Origin of the sequence: Streptosporangium sp. NPDC023615 (assembly GCF_040640155.1) — a bacterium.
In the GTDB taxonomy this organism is placed as follows: Bacteria; Actinomycetota; Actinomycetes; order Streptosporangiales; family Streptosporangiaceae; genus Streptosporangium.
On the sequence record NZ_JBFABE010000044.1, the window covers coordinates 40,004 to 55,726 of the forward strand.

Annotated in this window: 16 protein-coding genes; 3 read left to right on the forward strand and 13 right to left on the reverse strand. The window is 73.4% G+C overall.

Annotation, left to right across the window (positions count from 1 at the left end):
- Positions 1–93 precede the first annotated feature (93 nt).
- From AB0G16_RS26215 to rox, 9 genes are all read right to left on the reverse strand, one after another.
- Positions 94–1,470: a nucleotide pyrophosphatase/phosphodiesterase family protein gene (locus AB0G16_RS26215; protein ID WP_362810157.1), complete on the reverse strand. Its 1,377-nt coding sequence runs from the start codon at positions 1,468–1,470 to the stop codon at positions 94–96.
- Positions 1,467–2,594: a metabolite traffic protein EboE gene (gene eboE / locus AB0G16_RS26220; protein WP_362810159.1), complete on the reverse strand. Its 1,128-nt coding sequence runs from the start codon at positions 2,592–2,594 to the stop codon at positions 1,467–1,469. The genes AB0G16_RS26215 and eboE overlap by 4 nt, the downstream gene beginning before the upstream one ends.
- Positions 2,594–3,448 (reverse strand): TatD family hydrolase, encoded by an 855-nt coding sequence (locus AB0G16_RS26225; protein ID WP_362810161.1) that lies wholly within the window; start codon positions 3,446–3,448, stop codon positions 2,594–2,596. Before AB0G16_RS26225 ends, eboE begins: the two co-directional genes overlap by 1 nt.
- On the reverse strand, positions 3,448–4,083 hold the full coding sequence (locus AB0G16_RS26230; RefSeq protein WP_362810163.1) for an EboA domain-containing protein: 636 nt from the start codon (positions 4,081–4,083) through the stop codon (positions 3,448–3,450). The genes AB0G16_RS26225 and AB0G16_RS26230 overlap by 1 nt, the downstream gene beginning before the upstream one ends.
- The gene (locus AB0G16_RS26235) at positions 4,080–4,976 is read right to left on the reverse strand and encodes a sugar phosphate isomerase/epimerase family protein (protein WP_362810165.1); all 897 of its coding nucleotides are present in this window, start codon (positions 4,974–4,976) and stop codon (positions 4,080–4,082) included. Before AB0G16_RS26235 ends, AB0G16_RS26230 begins: the two co-directional genes overlap by 4 nt.
- Positions 4,973–5,866 carry an SCO3242 family prenyltransferase gene (locus AB0G16_RS26240; protein WP_362810167.1) on the reverse strand — a complete coding sequence of 298 codons (894 nt, stop codon included), beginning with the start codon at positions 5,864–5,866 and terminating at the stop codon, positions 4,973–4,975. Before AB0G16_RS26240 ends, AB0G16_RS26235 begins: the two co-directional genes overlap by 4 nt.
- On the reverse strand, positions 5,866–7,023 hold the full coding sequence (locus AB0G16_RS26245) for an inositol-3-phosphate synthase (protein ID WP_362810169.1): 1,158 nt from the start codon (positions 7,021–7,023) through the stop codon (positions 5,866–5,868). The genes AB0G16_RS26240 and AB0G16_RS26245 overlap by 1 nt, the downstream gene beginning before the upstream one ends.
- 615 nt (positions 7,024–7,638) lie before the next feature.
- A complete protein-coding gene (locus tag AB0G16_RS26250) occupies positions 7,639–8,175 on the reverse strand; it encodes a GNAT family N-acetyltransferase (RefSeq protein ID WP_362810171.1) in 537 nt (178 codons plus the stop codon).
- Between the two features lie 265 nt (positions 8,176–8,440).
- Complete coding sequence (gene rox, locus AB0G16_RS26255; protein ID WP_362810217.1) at positions 8,441–9,895, reverse strand: rifampin monooxygenase; 1,455 nt, start codon at positions 9,893–9,895, stop codon at positions 8,441–8,443.
- A gap of 427 nt (positions 9,896–10,322) precedes the next feature.
- Between rox and AB0G16_RS26260 the strand changes: the two genes are divergently transcribed.
- Together AB0G16_RS26260 and AB0G16_RS26265 are read left to right on the forward strand one after the other, a co-directional pair.
- Entirely contained in the window at positions 10,323–10,853 is a 531-nt protein-coding gene (locus tag AB0G16_RS26260; protein WP_362810173.1) for a hypothetical protein, read from the forward strand.
- A 34-nt stretch (positions 10,854–10,887) separates the two neighbouring features.
- Positions 10,888–11,235, forward strand: coding sequence for a metalloregulator ArsR/SmtB family transcription factor (locus AB0G16_RS26265; protein ID WP_362810175.1), 348 nt, complete (start codon positions 10,888–10,890; stop codon positions 11,233–11,235).
- A gap of 23 nt (positions 11,236–11,258) precedes the next feature.
- Here the strand turns inward: AB0G16_RS26265 and AB0G16_RS26270 are convergent, their stop codons facing one another.
- From AB0G16_RS26270 to AB0G16_RS26285, 4 genes are all read right to left on the reverse strand, one after another.
- A complete protein-coding gene (locus AB0G16_RS26270) occupies positions 11,259–11,663 on the reverse strand; it encodes an arsenate reductase ArsC (protein WP_362810178.1) in 405 nt (134 codons plus the stop codon).
- Complete coding sequence (arsB, locus tag AB0G16_RS26275) at positions 11,656–12,804, reverse strand: ACR3 family arsenite efflux transporter (RefSeq protein ID WP_362810181.1); 1,149 nt, start codon at positions 12,802–12,804, stop codon at positions 11,656–11,658. The genes AB0G16_RS26270 and arsB overlap by 8 nt, the downstream gene beginning before the upstream one ends.
- A gap of 22 nt (positions 12,805–12,826) precedes the next feature.
- Positions 12,827–13,018: a metalloregulator ArsR/SmtB family transcription factor gene (locus tag AB0G16_RS26280; RefSeq protein ID WP_362810184.1), complete on the reverse strand. Its 192-nt coding sequence runs from the start codon at positions 13,016–13,018 to the stop codon at positions 12,827–12,829.
- A gap of 108 nt (positions 13,019–13,126) precedes the next feature.
- Positions 13,127–14,608: a cryptochrome/photolyase family protein gene (locus AB0G16_RS26285; protein WP_362810187.1), complete on the reverse strand. Its 1,482-nt coding sequence runs from the start codon at positions 14,606–14,608 to the stop codon at positions 13,127–13,129.
- 438 nt (positions 14,609–15,046) lie between these two features.
- On the opposite strand from AB0G16_RS26285, the gene AB0G16_RS26290 reads away from it, so the two are divergent.
- Entirely contained in the window at positions 15,047–15,721 is a 675-nt protein-coding gene (locus AB0G16_RS26290; RefSeq protein ID WP_362810190.1) for a response regulator transcription factor, read from the forward strand.
- The last annotated feature ends 2 nt before the right edge of the window (positions 15,722–15,723 follow it).

Sequence of the window (15,723 nt, forward strand, 5' to 3'; positions counted from 1 at the left end):
GGGCGATGCGCACAGATCACCCCGAGGGGTGGAGGGACGCACCACCGAGTCCGCGCAAGAAAACGGAACCCGGGCGCGGGTGGGCGGGGTCGTTCAGCGCAGGGCCAGCCGCAGCAGCAGATCCTTCACCTCGGTGGCGGCGATCCGGTCACCGGCCACGGACGGATCGGAGCAGAGCAGCACCGGCCCGTCGAGGGGGTCGCCGGGCAGCCGGCCGTGCGAGCCCCGGACGGCGCGGGCGCCCGCGTCGAGGCCGACGACGTTCATCGTGTAGCGCATGCCGGTCTTCTTGCGCAGCAGCGCCACGGCGGCGCGGCGCTTGGCGGCGCCGGGGGCCGCCGGGTCGAAGAACAGCTCGGCGGGGTCGTAGCCGGGCTTGCGGTGAATCTCGACCAGGTTGGCGAAGTCGGGACGCCGGGCGTCGTCGAGCCAGTAGTAGTAGGTGAACCAGGAGTCGGGCTCGGAGACGAGGACCAGTTCCCCGGCGCGGGGGTGCGCGAGGCCGTTCCTGGCCTTGCCCTCCTCGTCGAGCACCTCGGCGACACCGGGCAGGCCCGCGCAGAGCTTGGCGACGGCCGGGACGTCGGCGGGGTCGGCGACGTAGACGTGGGCGACCTGGTGGTCGGCGACGGCGAACGCGCGGGAGGTCCAGGGATCGAGATACTCCATGCCGTCCTGGGTGTAGACCTCCAGCAGTCTCTCGGTGCGCAGCAGCCGGTTGACGTCGACCGGGCGGGAGACGTCGGTGATGCCGTACTCCGACAGGGCCACCACGGTGGTCCCGCGCGCGGCGGCGGCGTCCAGCAGGGGGGCCAGCACGGTGTCGAGCTCGGAGGCCGCGGCGGCCGAGCGCGGGTCGGACGGGCCGAACCTCTGCAGGTCGTAGTCCAGGTGCGGCACGTACGCCAGGGTCAGGTCGGGGTCGTGGACCTTCATGATCTGCTCGGTGGCGCGGCAGATCCAGGTGGAGGAGGCGATTCCCGCCCCGGGACCCCAGTAGGTGAACAGGGGGAAGGTGCCCAGGGAGCCGGTGAGCTCCTCGTGCAGCCCCGGCGGGTAGGTGTAGCAGTCGGGGTCCTTGCGCCCGTCGGCGCGGTAGATGGGACGGGGGGTGACCGTCCAGTCGACGTCGGCGCCCATGGCGTACCACCAGCAGACGTTGGCCACGGTGAAACCGGGCCGCTCGCGCCGGGCGGCGTCCCAGAGCTTGTCCCCGCCGACCAGCGCGTTGTGCTGGCGCCACAGGAAGACCTCGCCGAGCTCGCGGAAGTACCAGCCGTTGCCGACGACGCCGTGCTCGGCGGGCGTGACGCCGGTGAGGAAGGTCGACTGGGCCGAGCAGGTGACGGCGGGCAGCACGGTGCCGAGCTCGGCCTGGAAGCCGCCGTCGGCGACGGCGCGCAGCCTGGGCATGTGCGCCAGCAGCCTCGGGGTCAGGCCCACCACGTCCAGGACCAGCAACGATGTCATGCTCTCACTCCCAGGTCGCACATCTCGGCACGGGCGAAGTCCAGCTCGTCGGCGATGCCCGCGGCGAGCTCGCCGGGCGTCCGCGGGCGCAGCGCGACCGGCAGCACGCCCCAGGTGTAGGTCTCCACGTCGAAGTGGTCACAGAGCGGCTCGGGGCCGCCGGCCAGCTCCGCGAGGGCCTCGCGCAGCACCGGGACGGTGGTGGTGAGCGGCGCCCGCGGTGCGGCGTGCAGCGGCACATGGTAGTGGACCCGCCACGGTCCGGGCAGGTCGCGCTCGAACGCCTCGTCGAGGTCGTCGGCGGCGTCGCCGGCCGCGTTGCGGGTCTGGTGCAGGAAGCGCGGCTCGGCGTACTCGCGCAGGGGCTCCGGGTCGTCGCTCTCCAGGGCGGCGGAGACCTGCACCTTGACGACGGGCAGGCCCGCCTCGGCGTAACGGCGCAGCGCGTCGGCGGGCTTCTCCCAGGCGCACGCCAGGTGGGCGAGGTCCAGGCAGACGCCGAGCCTGCCGGTGTCGGCGCCGGACAGGGCGCGCACGGCCTGGTCGGTGGTCTCCACCACGCAGCCGGGCTCGGGCTCGAACGCCACCCGCACGAGGCGGCCGGTGGCGGACTCGACGGCGGCGAGCCCGGTGGCGAGCTCGTCGAGCCCGCGCGCGGCCCGGTCGGCCATGTCCTCGTCCCAGGGGGTGCGCCAGGCGAGCGGGAGCGTGGAGATCGATCCCCTGGCGGCGTCGTCGGGCAGGAGGGCGGCCAGTACGCGCGCCAGGTCCAGGGTGTAGGCGAGCCGTTCGGGGGTCGTCCAGTCGGGGTGGTAGACCGCGTGCTTGACCACCGGGTCCTGGAACGAGCGGTAGGGGAAGCCGTTGAGCGTGACGACCTCCAGCTCGCGCGCGTCCAGCTCGCGGCGGAACCCTGCCAGCAGCGCGGGGTCGGCGGCGAGCGCGGCGGCGACGGGCGCGGCCAGCCAGAGGCCCAGCCCCAGCGTCTCGGCGCCCAGGCGGGCGCGGATCGGCACCGCGTACGTGTCGAGCTGCTCGACGATGCCGCCGAGGTCCTCGGCCGGGTGCACGTTGGTGCAGTAGCTCAGGTGCAGCACCTGCCCGCCGGGGTGACGCAGCCGCATCACGATCCTCCGCGCTTGATGGAGCTGCCCTCGAACGTGGGCTCCCCCGCCCCGGCGACCGCGGACAGGTCCAGGCGCCCCGACTGGCCGTAGAACTCCACGGGGTTGCGCCACAGCACCCGGTCGACGTCGTCCTCGCTGAACCCGGCCTCCAGCATCGCCCTGCCGGTCTCCAGGGTGAGCAGCGGGTCGGACACGCCCCAGTCGGCGGCGGAGTTGACCAGCACCCGTTCCAGGCCGTGCTCGCGCAGGATCTCCACCATGCGCGGCGGCGACATCTTGGTCTCGGGGTAGATGGAGAAGCCCATCCAGCAGCCCGAGTCGTGCACGATCCCGGCGGTGACCTCGTTGAGGTGGTCGACGGCGACCCGTCCGGGCGCGATGCCGGAGGCGGCGACGACGTCGAGGGTGCGCCGGGTGCCCTTGGCCTTGTCGCGGTGCGGGGTGTGCACGAGCGCGGGCAGCCCGTGCTCGACGGCCATCGCGAGCTGGCGTTCGAAGGCGTCGTCCTCCTCGGGGGTCATCGAGTCGTAGCCGATCTCGCCGACCGCGACGACGCGGTCCTTGTCCAGGTAGCGGGGCAGCAGGTCGAGCACGGGCCGGCAGCGCGGGTCCCCGGCCTCCTTGGGGTTCAGCGCGATGGTGGCGTGGTGCAGGATGCCGAACTGCCCGGCGCGGTAGGGCTCCCAGCCGACCAGCGAGTCGAAGTAGTCGGTGAACGAGCCGGGGTTGGTCCGGGGCTGGCCCAGCCAGAAGGCGGGCTCCACGACGGCGAGCACCCCGGCGGCGGCCATCCTGGCGTAGTCGTCGGTGGTGCGCGACGTCATGTGGATGTGCGGGTCGAAGATCCGCATCAGGCCTCCTTCTCGCTGGTCGGACGATCGGGCGTCCCGCCGGTCAGGCGGTCGAGCAGTGCGGTCGCGTCGGCGGGGGTGGGACGGCCGGCCGCGGCGCGCTCCTCGGCGAACGCGGCCAGCATCCCGGCCAGCTCGGCGTCGGCCCGCTCCTCCAGCCGGTCCACGGCGGCCAGCGGCACGCCCATGAAGACGCACTTGAGCACCGCCTGCCGCCAGGCGGCCCGGTCGAGGTGGCGGGCGCAGGGGCCGAGCGCGGCGGCCACCAGGCGTGGGTCGTTGGTGCGGATCGCGTCGTGCAGGAGCGGCACCGCCTCGGCGCCGAGGGGCAGCAGCGGCAGCGCCTTGAGCACGGCGCGCTTCTCGTCGGCGTCGCCGTACCGGTACAGGTCGGCGACCTGGGCGGCCACCGCGTCCGGCGGGAGCGCGGCGAGCAGGACGGCCCTGGCGGCCTCGTCGGCGCTCCAGCCGGGCAGGTCCGGCAGCGGCGCCCGTCCGGCGCGCCGCCCGGCGGAGGCGAAGTGCCGCGCGAGGGTCGCGGGGTCGGCGGCGACGTCGCGCCGGGCCTCGGCCGGCCATTCCTGGCCGAGTGCCGCCAGCAGGTCGTCGGTGCGGGGAGCGGGTGGCGGGGTCATGCGTTCGTCCCTTCGGCGGCGCGCAGGAAGTCCAGGGACCGGGCGGCCACCTGCGGCGCGGCGTGCGAGTGGCGGGGCAGCTCGACCGCGACCAGGCCCCGGTAGCCGCATTCGGCCAGGGCGCGCAGCACGGGAGGGAAGTCGATCTCCCCCTGGCCGAACTCCAGGTGCTCGTGCACGCCGCGGCGCATGTCGTCGATCTGCACGTTGACCAGGTGGGGGGCGACGGCCCTGACGCAGTCGGGGACCGGGTCGGGCTCCAGGCAGCGGCAGTGGCCGATGTCCAGCGTGATGCCGAACCCGGCCGGTTCGCCGAGCTCGGCGTGGAGCTTGCGCCAGCCGGCGATCGTCTCGACGAGCATGCCGGGTTCGGGTTCGAAGCCCAGCGGCACGCCGGCGGCGGCGGCCTTGTCGGTGACGCGGGCGCAGCCGTCGACGAGCCTGGCCCAGGCCGTGGCCTCGCCGACCGTCTCCGGGCGCACGCCCGCCCAGAACGACACCGCCTCGGCTCCCAGGTCGGCGCCCACGGCCACCGCCCGGTCCAGGAAGTCCAGGCGCGCCTCCCGTTCGTCGTGCAGCAGGGTGGGTGCGTGCTTGCGCCGGGGGTCCAGCAGGTAGCGGGCGCCGGTCTCGACGACCACGCCCAGGGCGAGGTCGCGCAGCAGGTCGGAGACGGCCGCGACCCTGCGGGCCAGGCCCTCCTCGTACGGGTCCAGGTGGTCGTGGTCGAGCGTGAGGGCGACCCCCTGGTAGCCGAGGTCGGCGATGACCCGGAGCGCGTCGGCCAGCCGGTGGTTGGCGAACCCGTTGGTGCCGTAGCCGAACCTCAGCCCCCCGCCCGGCCCTCCGCCCGGGATCGCACCGGGGGTCGCGCTCGTGCCGCCGGGGCTCACGTGGGTGACACCTTCCTGGCGAGGGCGCGGCCCAGCGGGACGGCCGCCGCGATCGCGACGCCCTCGCGGGTGGCGCCGCCGCGGGCGACGAGCGCGCCCTGCAGGGCGGGCAGCGCGACGATGCCGGCGCCGACGGCGCCCCTGAGCCGGGAGGCCGACGGCTCGGCGACCGCCCGGGCCTGCGGCAGGCCGAACCCGGCGGCGTACCAGCCGGTGAGCCCGGCCCGCACGATCCGCACCACCCGCGCCGCGCGCGCGGTCCGCGGCTCGCGCGGGGCGTCGCCACGTCCCAGGGCGGTGGCGGCGGCGAGCGCGGCGGTGCCCGCGAGGGTCGCCGCGGGAAGGCCGCGGCCGGAGCCGGAGACCTCGGCGCGCGACAGCGCGGTGAGCAGGTAGGTGTGGGCGGCGACGGTGAGCGCCGGGGGCAGCGCCTTCGCGACGCTCCGCCCCGGGGTGGCGCCCAGCAGCACGTCGAGACCGCGGCAGAGCGCCATCGCCGGCGGCCCCGCCGCCGTGTTCTTGGCCACCAGGTCGTAGGACCAGACGGCGGCGGCGAGCGGGACGGCGACCGCCAGGGCCCGGCGGCCGCCGGAGAGCCCGGCCCCCGCCAGGCCGGCGAGGGTGAGTCCCACGGCGATCCCGAGCGCGGCGCCGGGCGACACGCGACCGGAGGGGATCGGCCGCTCCGGGCGTTCCACCGCGTCCAGGTGGCGGTCGGCCCAGTCGTTGGCGGCCATCCCCGCCCAGTACAGGCAGACCGAGGAGCAGGCCAGGCCGAGGGTGCGGCCGCCGAGCGCCTGCCCGGCGGCGGCCCCGGCGGCGACGTCACCGGGGACGGACAGGGCCGCGGGGGCGCGCACGAGTTCCACGAGGTCGCGCGGTGACGGCATCAGGCCCGCTCCTGTCCGCCCAGGGTGGCGGCGAACGCGCGCAGCAGGTGCCACTGGTCGGCCAGCGCGTGCGGCACCTGTCCGAGCGGGTCCTTGAAGAAGAAGGCCAGCTCGCCCAGGGGCCCGGTGCGGCCGTGGCGGTGCGCCGCCGCCGTGAGCCTGGCCAGGTCCAGGATCAGGGGCGCGGCGAGGGCGGAGTCGCAGCCGTGCCAGGTGAACTCCATGCGCATGGGCGTCCCCAGGAATCCCTCGAAGGTGACCAGGTCCCAGGCGGTCTTGAAGTCGCCGATGTCCTCCACGTACTCGATGCGGGTCTCGCCCTGCGGGGTGTAGCCGAGCGTCTCGCCCAGCACCCGCTGCTTGCTGGCGGCCTTGGCGGCGTTGGCGGCGGGGTGGGCGAGGCTGGCGCCGTCTCCCCCGCCCAGGAGGTTCATCCCCGACCAGGTGCGGACGCGCAGGTTGCGCTGGGCGAACATCGGGGCGAGCACCGACTTGACGAGCGTCTCGCCGGTCTTGCCGTCGTGGCCCGCGTACGGCAGTCCCCTCAGGGCGGCGAGCCGGTCCAGGGCGGGCAGCCTGGCGCCCGTCGAGGGGGTGAAGTCCACGTAGGGGCAGCCCGCGCGGAAGGCGGCGTACGCCGTCAGGGCGCTGGGCGGCAGCAGGTCCCGTGAGCTCGCCAGCTCGGCCTCCAGCAGCTCCAGGTCGGCGTACGCCGGATGGGGCACGGGGGCCGGTTCGGTGGTCGAGACGTTGACGACGACGACCCGCTCCAGGTCGTGCCGCGACCGGAACCCGGTGATGTCGGCGCCGATCAGCTCCGCGGTCGCGGCCTGATTCCCGGCGTTCCCGGCGAGCGGCACCTGCCGGAGGTCCTCCTCGACCCGCGCGAGCTCCTCGCGCAGGGCCTGCACCAGCCTCGCCGGCACGATCCCGGCGCCGGCCAGTGCGGCCGCCTTCTTCTCCAGCGGGGTGGCGACGATGTCGTGCCCGCCGAAGACCAGGTCTCCCAGACCCGGCAGCCCGGCGTCGCGGAACCCGGGGAGTTCCGTGACGCAGCCCGTCGGCCGGGCGAGGCCGGCGCGCACCGCCAGCGCTCCGATCACGCTCGTGACGGCGACGGACCCTCGGGCTCCTACCAGCCACACTCCCGTGCGCATCTGACCTCCTGTGGTGAGTCGGCTCCCTGGGGATGACGGTTGCCGAGCCGGAGGTCCGGCCCGCCTGTGCAATGAATCGTACTTTGCATGGATATTACGGATATATGTTTCAGGAACATATTTTTTCACCAGGGCAGTCCGGTGTAAGGAGACCCGGTCAGGAGGGTCGGCCGGCACCCTCCGATCCGGACATTGAGCCTGAAAAGACACTTAGCGAGATGCTACTTACTACACAGATGAGACTTATTAGCATCTTTGTCTGTTTTTCAGATCGGATTTCGGTCCGAGGAGGAAGGTGGGTGCCGGCGGCACGGGAGGGCGAGGCCACGCCGAGCCGAGGGAGAACGGACCGCTCATCGCTCCGCGTCGCCGAAGTCGCATGGCCGGGCTCACCGCCCCGCGGGCCGAGCTCACCGCGCGCCGGCACCCGAGGCCCGTCGCGCGACCGCCGGGCCGGCCGGACATGAGACCCGCAAGGCCCGGCGAGGCCGCCTCCCCCGGCAGACCCGGTGCGGCACCGCCGCGGAGTCCGTCACGACGAGGCGATGAGCGATCCGTCCGAACACGGCGAAGACGGGCAGGCGGCGCGGGCACCCGCGCGAGGTGATCGCGCCGCTACGGGCGGGGCAGCCGCCAGACCAGGTCGACACCGCTTTCGCCCGGGGCCAGTGGCGGCCGGGCGTCTCGACGTCCGGCCCGGCCGAAGCCGGCACGCCGGGCCACCGCACCGCTGGCGGAGTTGGCGACGTCATGGACGATCTCGACGTACGCCACCTCCGGCAGGGTGAACGCCTGCCCGGCCAGGACGGTCACGGCCAGCGTCGCCAGACCGCGACCCGTCGCGGCCGGATGCAACCAGTACCCGACCTCCCGGCCGCCGGGATCGGCGCCGGTGAACATCGAGCAACTACCGACGACCGCGCCTCCATGGACGATCGCGTAGTCGTAGGCCTCACCGCACTCCCACTGCGGCCCGCAACGCGCCAGAAAATCGGCGGTGGCCGGCCTGCTGTGCCCGGCCACCCACGGCATCCACGGGCGCAGGTGGTCCAGCGACTCCTCGATCAACCGCCACAGGACCGCGAGATCCTCCTCCGGCCGCCAGCACCGCAGCGTGACCTCTCCCTGCTCGATCACCGATCGCGGCCCCATGGTCTCAATGATCACAAGATCTCCAGGGTGCCGCAACGCGACGACCGATCACCATGGACCCCGGCGTGACCTCCGGTGACCGGGCCCGCGCCCGGACCGGGTCCGGGAAGCGTCGAGACGACCCGCGCGAGCGGTGTTCCTGCGCCGTCTCGCGGTCGTCACGCGGAGGCCGGGCCTCCTCGCGGCCGGCGTCGGCGCCGGCGCACCACGACCGACGCCGCCCCCGGCCTTCCGCCGGTCACGCCGCCGGCCGTTCCGATCACCCTCACGGGCCCTTTCGGCCGCTCGGGCGGGATCGGCCGGCGGGCTCTCCGAACCAGCGGGACAGGTGGGCCTCCAGGTCCTGCTGATCGTCGCCGATCCAGGCGACGTGCCCGTCGGGGCGTACCAGCACGCACGGGGCGTCCAGTGCCGCGGTGGGATCGGCGAGGTGATCGACCCGGTCCGACCAGTCGCCGGCGGTCAGGCGTCCGGTGCGGTCCAGCAGCAGGCCGCGGCCGTGATGGAGCAGCTCGTAGAGGCGGCCCTGTCTCACGTCGATGTCGCGCAGGCGGCGGCCGAGCAGGTCGGGGCCTTCACCGAGGTCGTAGCGGATTCCGATCGCGGTGATCTTCTCGATCAGGTGGCGGTTCACCTCGTCGAAGTCCATCAGTTCGGTGAGCAGCCTGCGCACGGCCCGCGGGCCCGGTTCGCCGGCCGACAGCTCCATCTGGGCGCGGGTGTTGTCCAGCACGTCCTCGGCGACCGGACGGCGTTCGGCCTGGTAGGTGTCGAGCAGTGTCTCCGGCGCCCAGCCGCGGATCTGCGCGGCCAGTTTCCAGCCGAGGTTGAACGCGTCCTGAACGCCCAGGTTGAGGCCCTGCCCGCCGAGGGGCGGATGGATGTGCGCGGCGTCGCCGGCCAGCAGCACCCGCCCGACCCGGTACCGTTCGGCCAGCCGGGTGGCGTCCCCGAAGCGGGACAGCCAGCGCGGGGAGTGCACGCCGAAGTCGGTTCCGGTAACGGCGCGCAAGCGTTGCCTGAAATCCTCGAGGGTGGGCGGTTCCGCGCGGTCGCCGGCTCCCCCGGCGGGGACCACGACGCTGTAGACCCCCTCGCCGAAGGGCCTGAGCCAGAACGGCCTGTGGGTCTCGCCGATCCCGGCCACCGTGGCGGCGATCTCCTCCTGCGGCACACCGACCTTCATCTCGCCCATGAGCGTGTCGTTGCGGGAGGGCTCGCCGGGGAAACCGACGCCGAGCAGTTTGCGTACCGTGCTGCGCGCGCCGTCACAGCCGATGAGATAGCGCGAACGCAGTCTCTCCCCGTCGGACAGCTCGACGGTCACGCCCTCGTCGTCCTGTTCGAGACCGGTGACCGCGTGACCGCGCCGGACCTGCGCGCCCCGTTCGATCGCGTGTTCTTCCAGCAGGCGTTCGACGACCGGCTGCGGGATGCCCAGCAGATAGGCGTACGGGGAATCCAGGCCCGTGGGCGCGGGTTTGGGAATGGCGGCGAAGAAACCGGCGGCCGGGCGCTTCCTTCCGTGCGGGAGGACGCGGTCCAGCAGTCCGCGCATCGCCATCAGCTCGAGAGTGCGGATGTGCAGGCCGACGATGCGGACGAACGACGCGGGCTCGGTCTCCTTCTCCAGGACGAGTACCCGCACATCGTGCAGCCGCAGTTCGGCGGCCAGTGTCGCACCGGTCGGCCCGCACCCGGCGATGATCACGTCGAACACGAGGGGCGCGCGATCGGCGCCGGAGGCCGTTGACCGCGGAACGCCGGGGACGCCGGGGACGCCGGGGACATCGCCCACCGTGGAGTCGCGCCCGTCCCTGTCGCTCGACGGCGGATCGGTGGTGAACTGCTCGGAGTTCATGGGTGTTGCCTTTCGGGAGTGCCCTGTTGTCGAGGCGCTCCCGGCGACACCTACGTCGATCGCCCGACCGTGACGGCAGGGGGGAGCACCCACAGCGATACAGCGTTCATGGGTCTCACCTCCTTTGGCGGTGTCACGGTCGGCCGTACGCTACAAGCCCGGGCATCACACCGTCCAGTCCTTTTCCCGGCATGTGATGACGATCCCGGCGAAGCCACCGGCGCCTCAGGGACCCTGGGAGCCGCACGCCGGGACCGGCCCCTGGCGACGCAGGCATGTCTCTGTATTGACAATCCTCGAACTCACCCCCATGGCCGCCGACCTGCACGCCGACGGCGCCCAGATCGCGGTCGCACTGACCGGTTCGGTCCTGATCGCCGCGCCGTGCGCCCCGCTGGTCGGGCGCCCGCTGGACGTCCACGGCGGCCGGGGCCTGATGACCACCGGGCCGATCATCGGCACGCTCGCCGTCCTGGCCTGGTCACGGGTGGAGACCCTGCCTCAGCTGTACGCGGTCTTCGCGGTGATCGGCATCGCGTGCGCGACGGTGCTCGTCACGCATCTCGTCCATCTGGGCCGCTCCCCCGTCCTGGCCGCCACCCTGGCCGGACTGCCGGGGATTCTGCGGCGCTACGGTGCCGGCGCCTACGCCTCGCTGTCGGGCCGCGTCGCCGCCTTCTCCGTCGCCGGCAAGGCCGTGGCCCCGCTGGGCGCGATCACATTGGCCCAGGCGACCGGGTACACGTGGGTGATGACGGCCGTCGCGGTGGCCTGCGCCGTCGCCGCGCTCGCACTGGTCGCCCACCACCGCGTATGATTTAGACAAATATCAAATCAATGGGAGTCGCCCTATGACCGCCCCCGCCGTCGCCTGTTGCGCGCCGATCGTCCGCGAGCCCCTCTCACCGGCCGACGCGGCGGAACTCGCCGCGGCGCTCAAGGCGGTCGCCGACCCCGTCCGGCTGCGCCTGCTGTCGATGATCGGCTCACACCCCGGCGGTGAGGCGTGCGTGTGCGACCTGACCGGCGCCTTCGACCTGAGCGCCCCCACCATCTCCCACCACCTCAAGACCCTGCGCGTGGCCGGTCTGATCGACAGCGAGCGTCGCGGCACGTGGGTCTACTACCGGATCGTCCCTTCGGCGCTGGCCCGGCTGAGCGCGCTGTTCACTCCGCCGGCCGAGCCCGCGAACGTGTGAACCCGGCCGGGACGACCGGCCGCTCATCGGACGTCGAGGTCGGCGATCAGGGTCTCGACGCGGACGCGGATCTCGTCGCGGATGCGCCGGACGGCGTCGAGGTCCCGGCCGGAGGGGTCGTCGAGCCTCCAGTCCTCGTAGCGTTTGCCGGGGAAGAACGGGCAGGTGTCGCCGCAGCCCATGGTGATCACCACATCGGAGTCCCGGACGGCTTCGACGGTGAGGATCTTGGGGTGCCCGGCGGTGATGTCGATGCCGGCCTCGGCCATCGCGGTCACCGCGACCGGGTTGATCGCCTCGGCGGGCTCGGATCCGGCCGAGCGGACCTCGATCCGCTCCCCCGCCAGGTGGGTGAGCCAGCCGGCGGCCATCTGGGAGCGTCCGGCGTTGTGCACGCACACGAACAACACGCTGGGCCTGTCAGGCATGATCTGATCCTTGCGGTGCGGGGGCGGCGGGGAACAGGCGACGGCCGGCCAGGCTGACGTAGACCAGGGCGACCAGGACGGGTACCTCGATGAGCGGGCCGACCACCCCGGCCAGGGCCTGGCCGGAGGTGACGCCGAAGACGCCGACCGCGACCGCGATGGCCAGCTCGAAGTTGTTGCCCGCCGCGGTGAAGGCGAGCGTGGTGGTGCGCTCGTACGTCAGGCCGATCGCCCGGCCGGCCAGGAACGAGCCGCCCCACATGAGGGCGAAGTAGGCCAGCAGCGGCAGCGCGATGCGGGCCACGTCCCCGGGCCGGGAGGTGATCGTCTCGCCCTGCAGGGCGAACAGGACGACGATGGTGAACAGCAGCCCGTACAACGCCATCGGCCCGATCCTCGGCAGGAAGCGCCGCTCGTACCACTCACGGCCCCGGGTTCGTTCGCCCAGCCTGCGCGACAGGTAGCCCGCCACCAGCGGGATGCCGAGGAAGATCAGGACGTATCGGGCGATGTCCCAGGCCGAGACCCGCAGCGCGGCGCCCTCGCCCAGGCCCAGCCAGCCGGGCAGGACCCGAAGATAGAACCAGCCGAGCGCGGCGAAGGCGACCACCTGGAAGATCGAGTTGACAGCGACCAGGACGGCGGCGGCCTCGCGGTCGCCGCGGGCCAGGTCGTTCCAGATGAGCACCATGGCGATGCATCGCGCGAGCCCGACGATGATCAGGCCCGTGCGGTACTCGGGCAGGTCGGGCAGCAGCAGCCAGGCCAGCGCGAACATCAGTGCCGGGCCGAGCACCCAGTTCAGCACCAGCGACGACACCAGCAGGCGGCGGTCGCCGGTGACGGCGCCCAGCCGGTCGTAGCGGACCCTGGCCAGCACCGGGTACATCATCAGCAGCAGGCCCAACGCGATCGGCAGCGAGATCTCACCGACCCTGACCGCCTCCAGCGCGGAGTTCAGGCCGGGCACCAGGCGCCCGAGCAGCAGTCCGGCGGCCATCGCCAGGCCGATCCACACCGGCAGGAAACGGTCGAGGGTGGACAGGGCGCCGACCACGCCGCCCTCCGCCGTGGCGACGGGGTCGGCGGCGGCGGGGGCGGGGGCGGGGGCGGGGGCGGGGGCGGGGGCGGGTGAGGACATCACGCTTCCTTCGTGGTCACGCTCAGGCGGTGACGGGGGCGCCGATCAGAGCCGAGAGGTCGGCCAGGGTCTCGGGGACCAGGCGGTAGTACACCCACGAGGCCCGGCGTTCGGAGACCAGCAGCCCGACCTCCTTGAGGACCTTCAGGTGGTGGCTGATGGCCGGCTGGGACAGCTCCAAGGCCCCGGCGACTCCATCGAACGTCCTTTGCATAGATGCCGGTCGAAGTCGACCGCCATCTATATTGACACACGTCTATCCGAGCACGGTACGAGGGCTCCTCGGGTGCCGGGCGTGCCGGGGCCGTTCCCGGGCCGGGGGTCAGGGGGGCGCGTCGCCGCGTGCGGCCTCCTGGGCGCACACCTCCTCCAGGTCGTCGAGCCGCCTCATGCCGTGCACGCCGCGGGCCGTGCGCGGGTTGGCGGCCAGCCACTCCTGGTTGCGGGCGAAGAACCACCAGTAACCCGCGGTGAACGGACAGGCGTCCTCCCCGGTCCGCCGGGTGGGCCGGTAGCGGCAGGACCCGCAGAAGTCGCTCATGCGGTTGATGTACGCGCCCCCGGCCGCGTACGGCTTGGTCGCCAGCATGCCGCCGTCGGCGTGCTGCGACATGCCGATCACGTTGGGCACCATCACCCACTCGTACCCGTCGACGAAGCAGCGGTGGAACCAGTCGGTCAGCCGCGCGGGGTCGTACCCCCGCTGGAGCGCGAAGTTCCCCAGCACCATCAGCCGGACGATGTGATGGGTGAACCCGGTGTCGCGCACCTGGGCGAGCGCCCACGACAGGCAGCGCGCCTCGACGGCGTCGGCGTCCAGCTCCTCGAACCAGGCGGGCGGCGCCACGCGGGCCGACAGCCGGTTGAGGTCGCGGTAGTCCTCACCGAAGTACCAGTACAGGTGCCAGACGTAGTCGCGCCAGCCGATGAGCTGCCGCACGTACCCCTCGACGCTCGCGAGCGGGGCCCGGCCCGCCCGGTAGGCGGCCTCGGCGGCCCGCACGCACGTCATGGGGTCGAGCAGCCCGAGGTTGATGGCGGGCGAGAGCATGCTGTGCGCCATGAACGGGTCATCGGCCAGCATCGCGTCCTGATGCGGGCCGAAGGCGGGCAGCCGGTGCCCGACGAAGCGCCGCAGCGCGCTACGGGCCTCCGCGACGGTGGCGGGGAACGTGCGGGGCCCGTCACGGCCGACGAAGGACACCTCGCCGTCGCGCTCCCACCGGTCCAGGTCGTGACGTACCCGCTCGTCGATCTCGTCCTCCTGGGCCGTCCACGGTCCCGGCACGTCCAGCCCTCCGGCGGGCGGCGGCTCGCGGTTGTCCGCGTCGAGGTTCCACCGGCCGCCGGCGGGCTCGTCGCCGTCCATGAGCACGTCCAGGCGGCGCCGGGCGTCGCGGTAGAAGTCCTCCATGAGCAGCCGGTGACCGCCCCTGCCCTCGGCCCAGGCGGTGAACTCCTCCGCGGTGCTGGTGAACCCGCGCGAGGGCAGGACGGTCACCTCGGCACGACTCCGGACGAACGCGTCGGCCGCGTGACCGGTGGGCCCGCAGACGCTGACCGGACCGCCGGCGCGGTCCAGCGCCTCGCCGAAGGTGTCGGTCCGCAGGAACAGCGCGCGCTCGCCCAGCTCGGCCGCCCGGTGCCGCAGCGCCGAGAGCGTCAGGTGCGCCTTCTGCCGGTGGTAGCGCCGCCGCCGCAGCACCGACCTGGCCTCGACCAGCAGCACCGGCTGGTCGTCGGAGTCGAGGAAGTGCTCCCCGAGTTGATCGGCGAAGAGCCATCGCCTGCCGTGTTCCCCCATACCGCCATCCTGACCGCTCGGCGCGCCGTTTCCCGCGCGCCTCGCTGGTCGGACCGCACGCGCCACGACCTGTCGCGGGGGCCGGCGCGCACGGCCGGCGCGCACGGTGGGCTCCACGGGCCCCCGCCCCCGGCGGCGGCCGGACCCGGGCGGAGGATCGAACGCACGGCCGAACGAGTGACCGAACGGGCGGGCGGGCAGGCAGGAGGACGACCGAGCGGGCGGCCCAGCGGACGCGCGGACGCGCGCCCGTACGAGGGTCGGCGGGCGACAGACGGCCCGGCCTCCTCTGTTAGGGTCGCCGTCGGCGTGAGCGCCGGCAGGGTCGTGACACGACCATGACATGGCGCGGACGGGACGGGGACACGGCCGGCCCACAGTGGACGGTGACGACCGGCGGGCGAGCTACGGGGGACGTACCAGGTGAAACTCGGCGGCGTGGCACGGGTGTTGCTGATCGAGGACGACCCTGCCGTCCGCGAGGGCCTCGAACTCGCCCTGACCCGGCACGGGTACCGGGTGCGCGCGGTGGAGTCCGGCGAGCAGGGGCTGGAACGGCTGCGCGCGGACCCGCCCGACGTCGTCGTCCTCGACCTGATGCTGCCCGGCATGGACGGATTCGAGGTCTGCCGCCGCATCCGGGCCGCCGGCCAGGTACCGATCATCATGGTGACCGCCCGCGGCGACGACATGGACGTGGTCGCCGGGCTGGAGGCGGGCGCCGACGACTACGTGGTCAAACCGGTGCAGCCCAGGGTGCTCGAGGCACGCATCGGCGCCGTGCTCCGGCGGATCGGCCGCGACCACGCGGAACAGGAGCGGCACGGGGACCTCACCATCGACCGCGCCGGGATCGTGGTCGCCAAACGCGGCGTGCCGGTGGACCTCGCCCCGACCGAGCTGCGCCTGCTGCTCGAACTCTCCGGCACGCCGGGCCGGGTGCACAGCCGCCAGCAGCTCCTGGAGTCGGTGTGGGAGCACGGGTACTTCGGCGACTCACGCCTGGTGGACGCGTGCGTGCAACGACTGCGCGCGAAGATCGAGGACGACTCGGCGGCGCCCCTCTACGTACAGACGGTGCGTGGGTTCGGGTACCGCTTCGGACCGGTGTGAGC

Coding starts and splice junctions, on each gene's coding strand:
- AB0G16_RS26230 (WP_362810163.1), bottom strand. CDS start 4,083: ATGACCCCGCCACCCGCTCCCCGCACCGACGACCTGCTGGCGGCACTC.
- eboE (WP_362810159.1), bottom strand. CDS start 2,594: ATGCGGCTGCGTCACCCCGGCGGGCAGGTGCTGCACCTGAGCTACTGC.
- AB0G16_RS26215 (WP_362810157.1), bottom strand. CDS start 1,470: ATGACATCGTTGCTGGTCCTGGACGTGGTGGGCCTGACCCCGAGGCTG.
- AB0G16_RS26250 (WP_362810171.1), bottom strand. CDS start 8,175: ATGGGGCCGCGATCGGTGATCGAGCAGGGAGAGGTCACGCTGCGGTGC.
- AB0G16_RS26280 (WP_362810184.1), bottom strand. CDS start 13,018: ATGCAAAGGACGTTCGATGGAGTCGCCGGGGCCTTGGAGCTGTCCCAG.
- arsB (WP_362810181.1), bottom strand. CDS start 12,804: ATGTCCTCACCCGCCCCCGCCCCCGCCCCCGCCCCCGCCCCCGCCCCC.
- AB0G16_RS26270 (WP_362810178.1), bottom strand. CDS start 11,663: ATGCCTGACAGGCCCAGCGTGTTGTTCGTGTGCGTGCACAACGCCGGA.
- AB0G16_RS26265 (WP_362810175.1), top strand. CDS start 10,888: ATGACCGCCCCCGCCGTCGCCTGTTGCGCGCCGATCGTCCGCGAGCCC.
- AB0G16_RS26285 (WP_362810187.1), bottom strand. CDS start 14,608: ATGGGGGAACACGGCAGGCGATGGCTCTTCGCCGATCAACTCGGGGAG.
- AB0G16_RS26240 (WP_362810167.1), bottom strand. CDS start 5,866: ATGCCGTCACCGCGCGACCTCGTGGAACTCGTGCGCGCCCCCGCGGCC.
- AB0G16_RS26245 (WP_362810169.1), bottom strand. CDS start 7,023: ATGCGCACGGGAGTGTGGCTGGTAGGAGCCCGAGGGTCCGTCGCCGTC.
- AB0G16_RS26225 (WP_362810161.1), bottom strand. CDS start 3,448: ATGCGGATCTTCGACCCGCACATCCACATGACGTCGCGCACCACCGAC.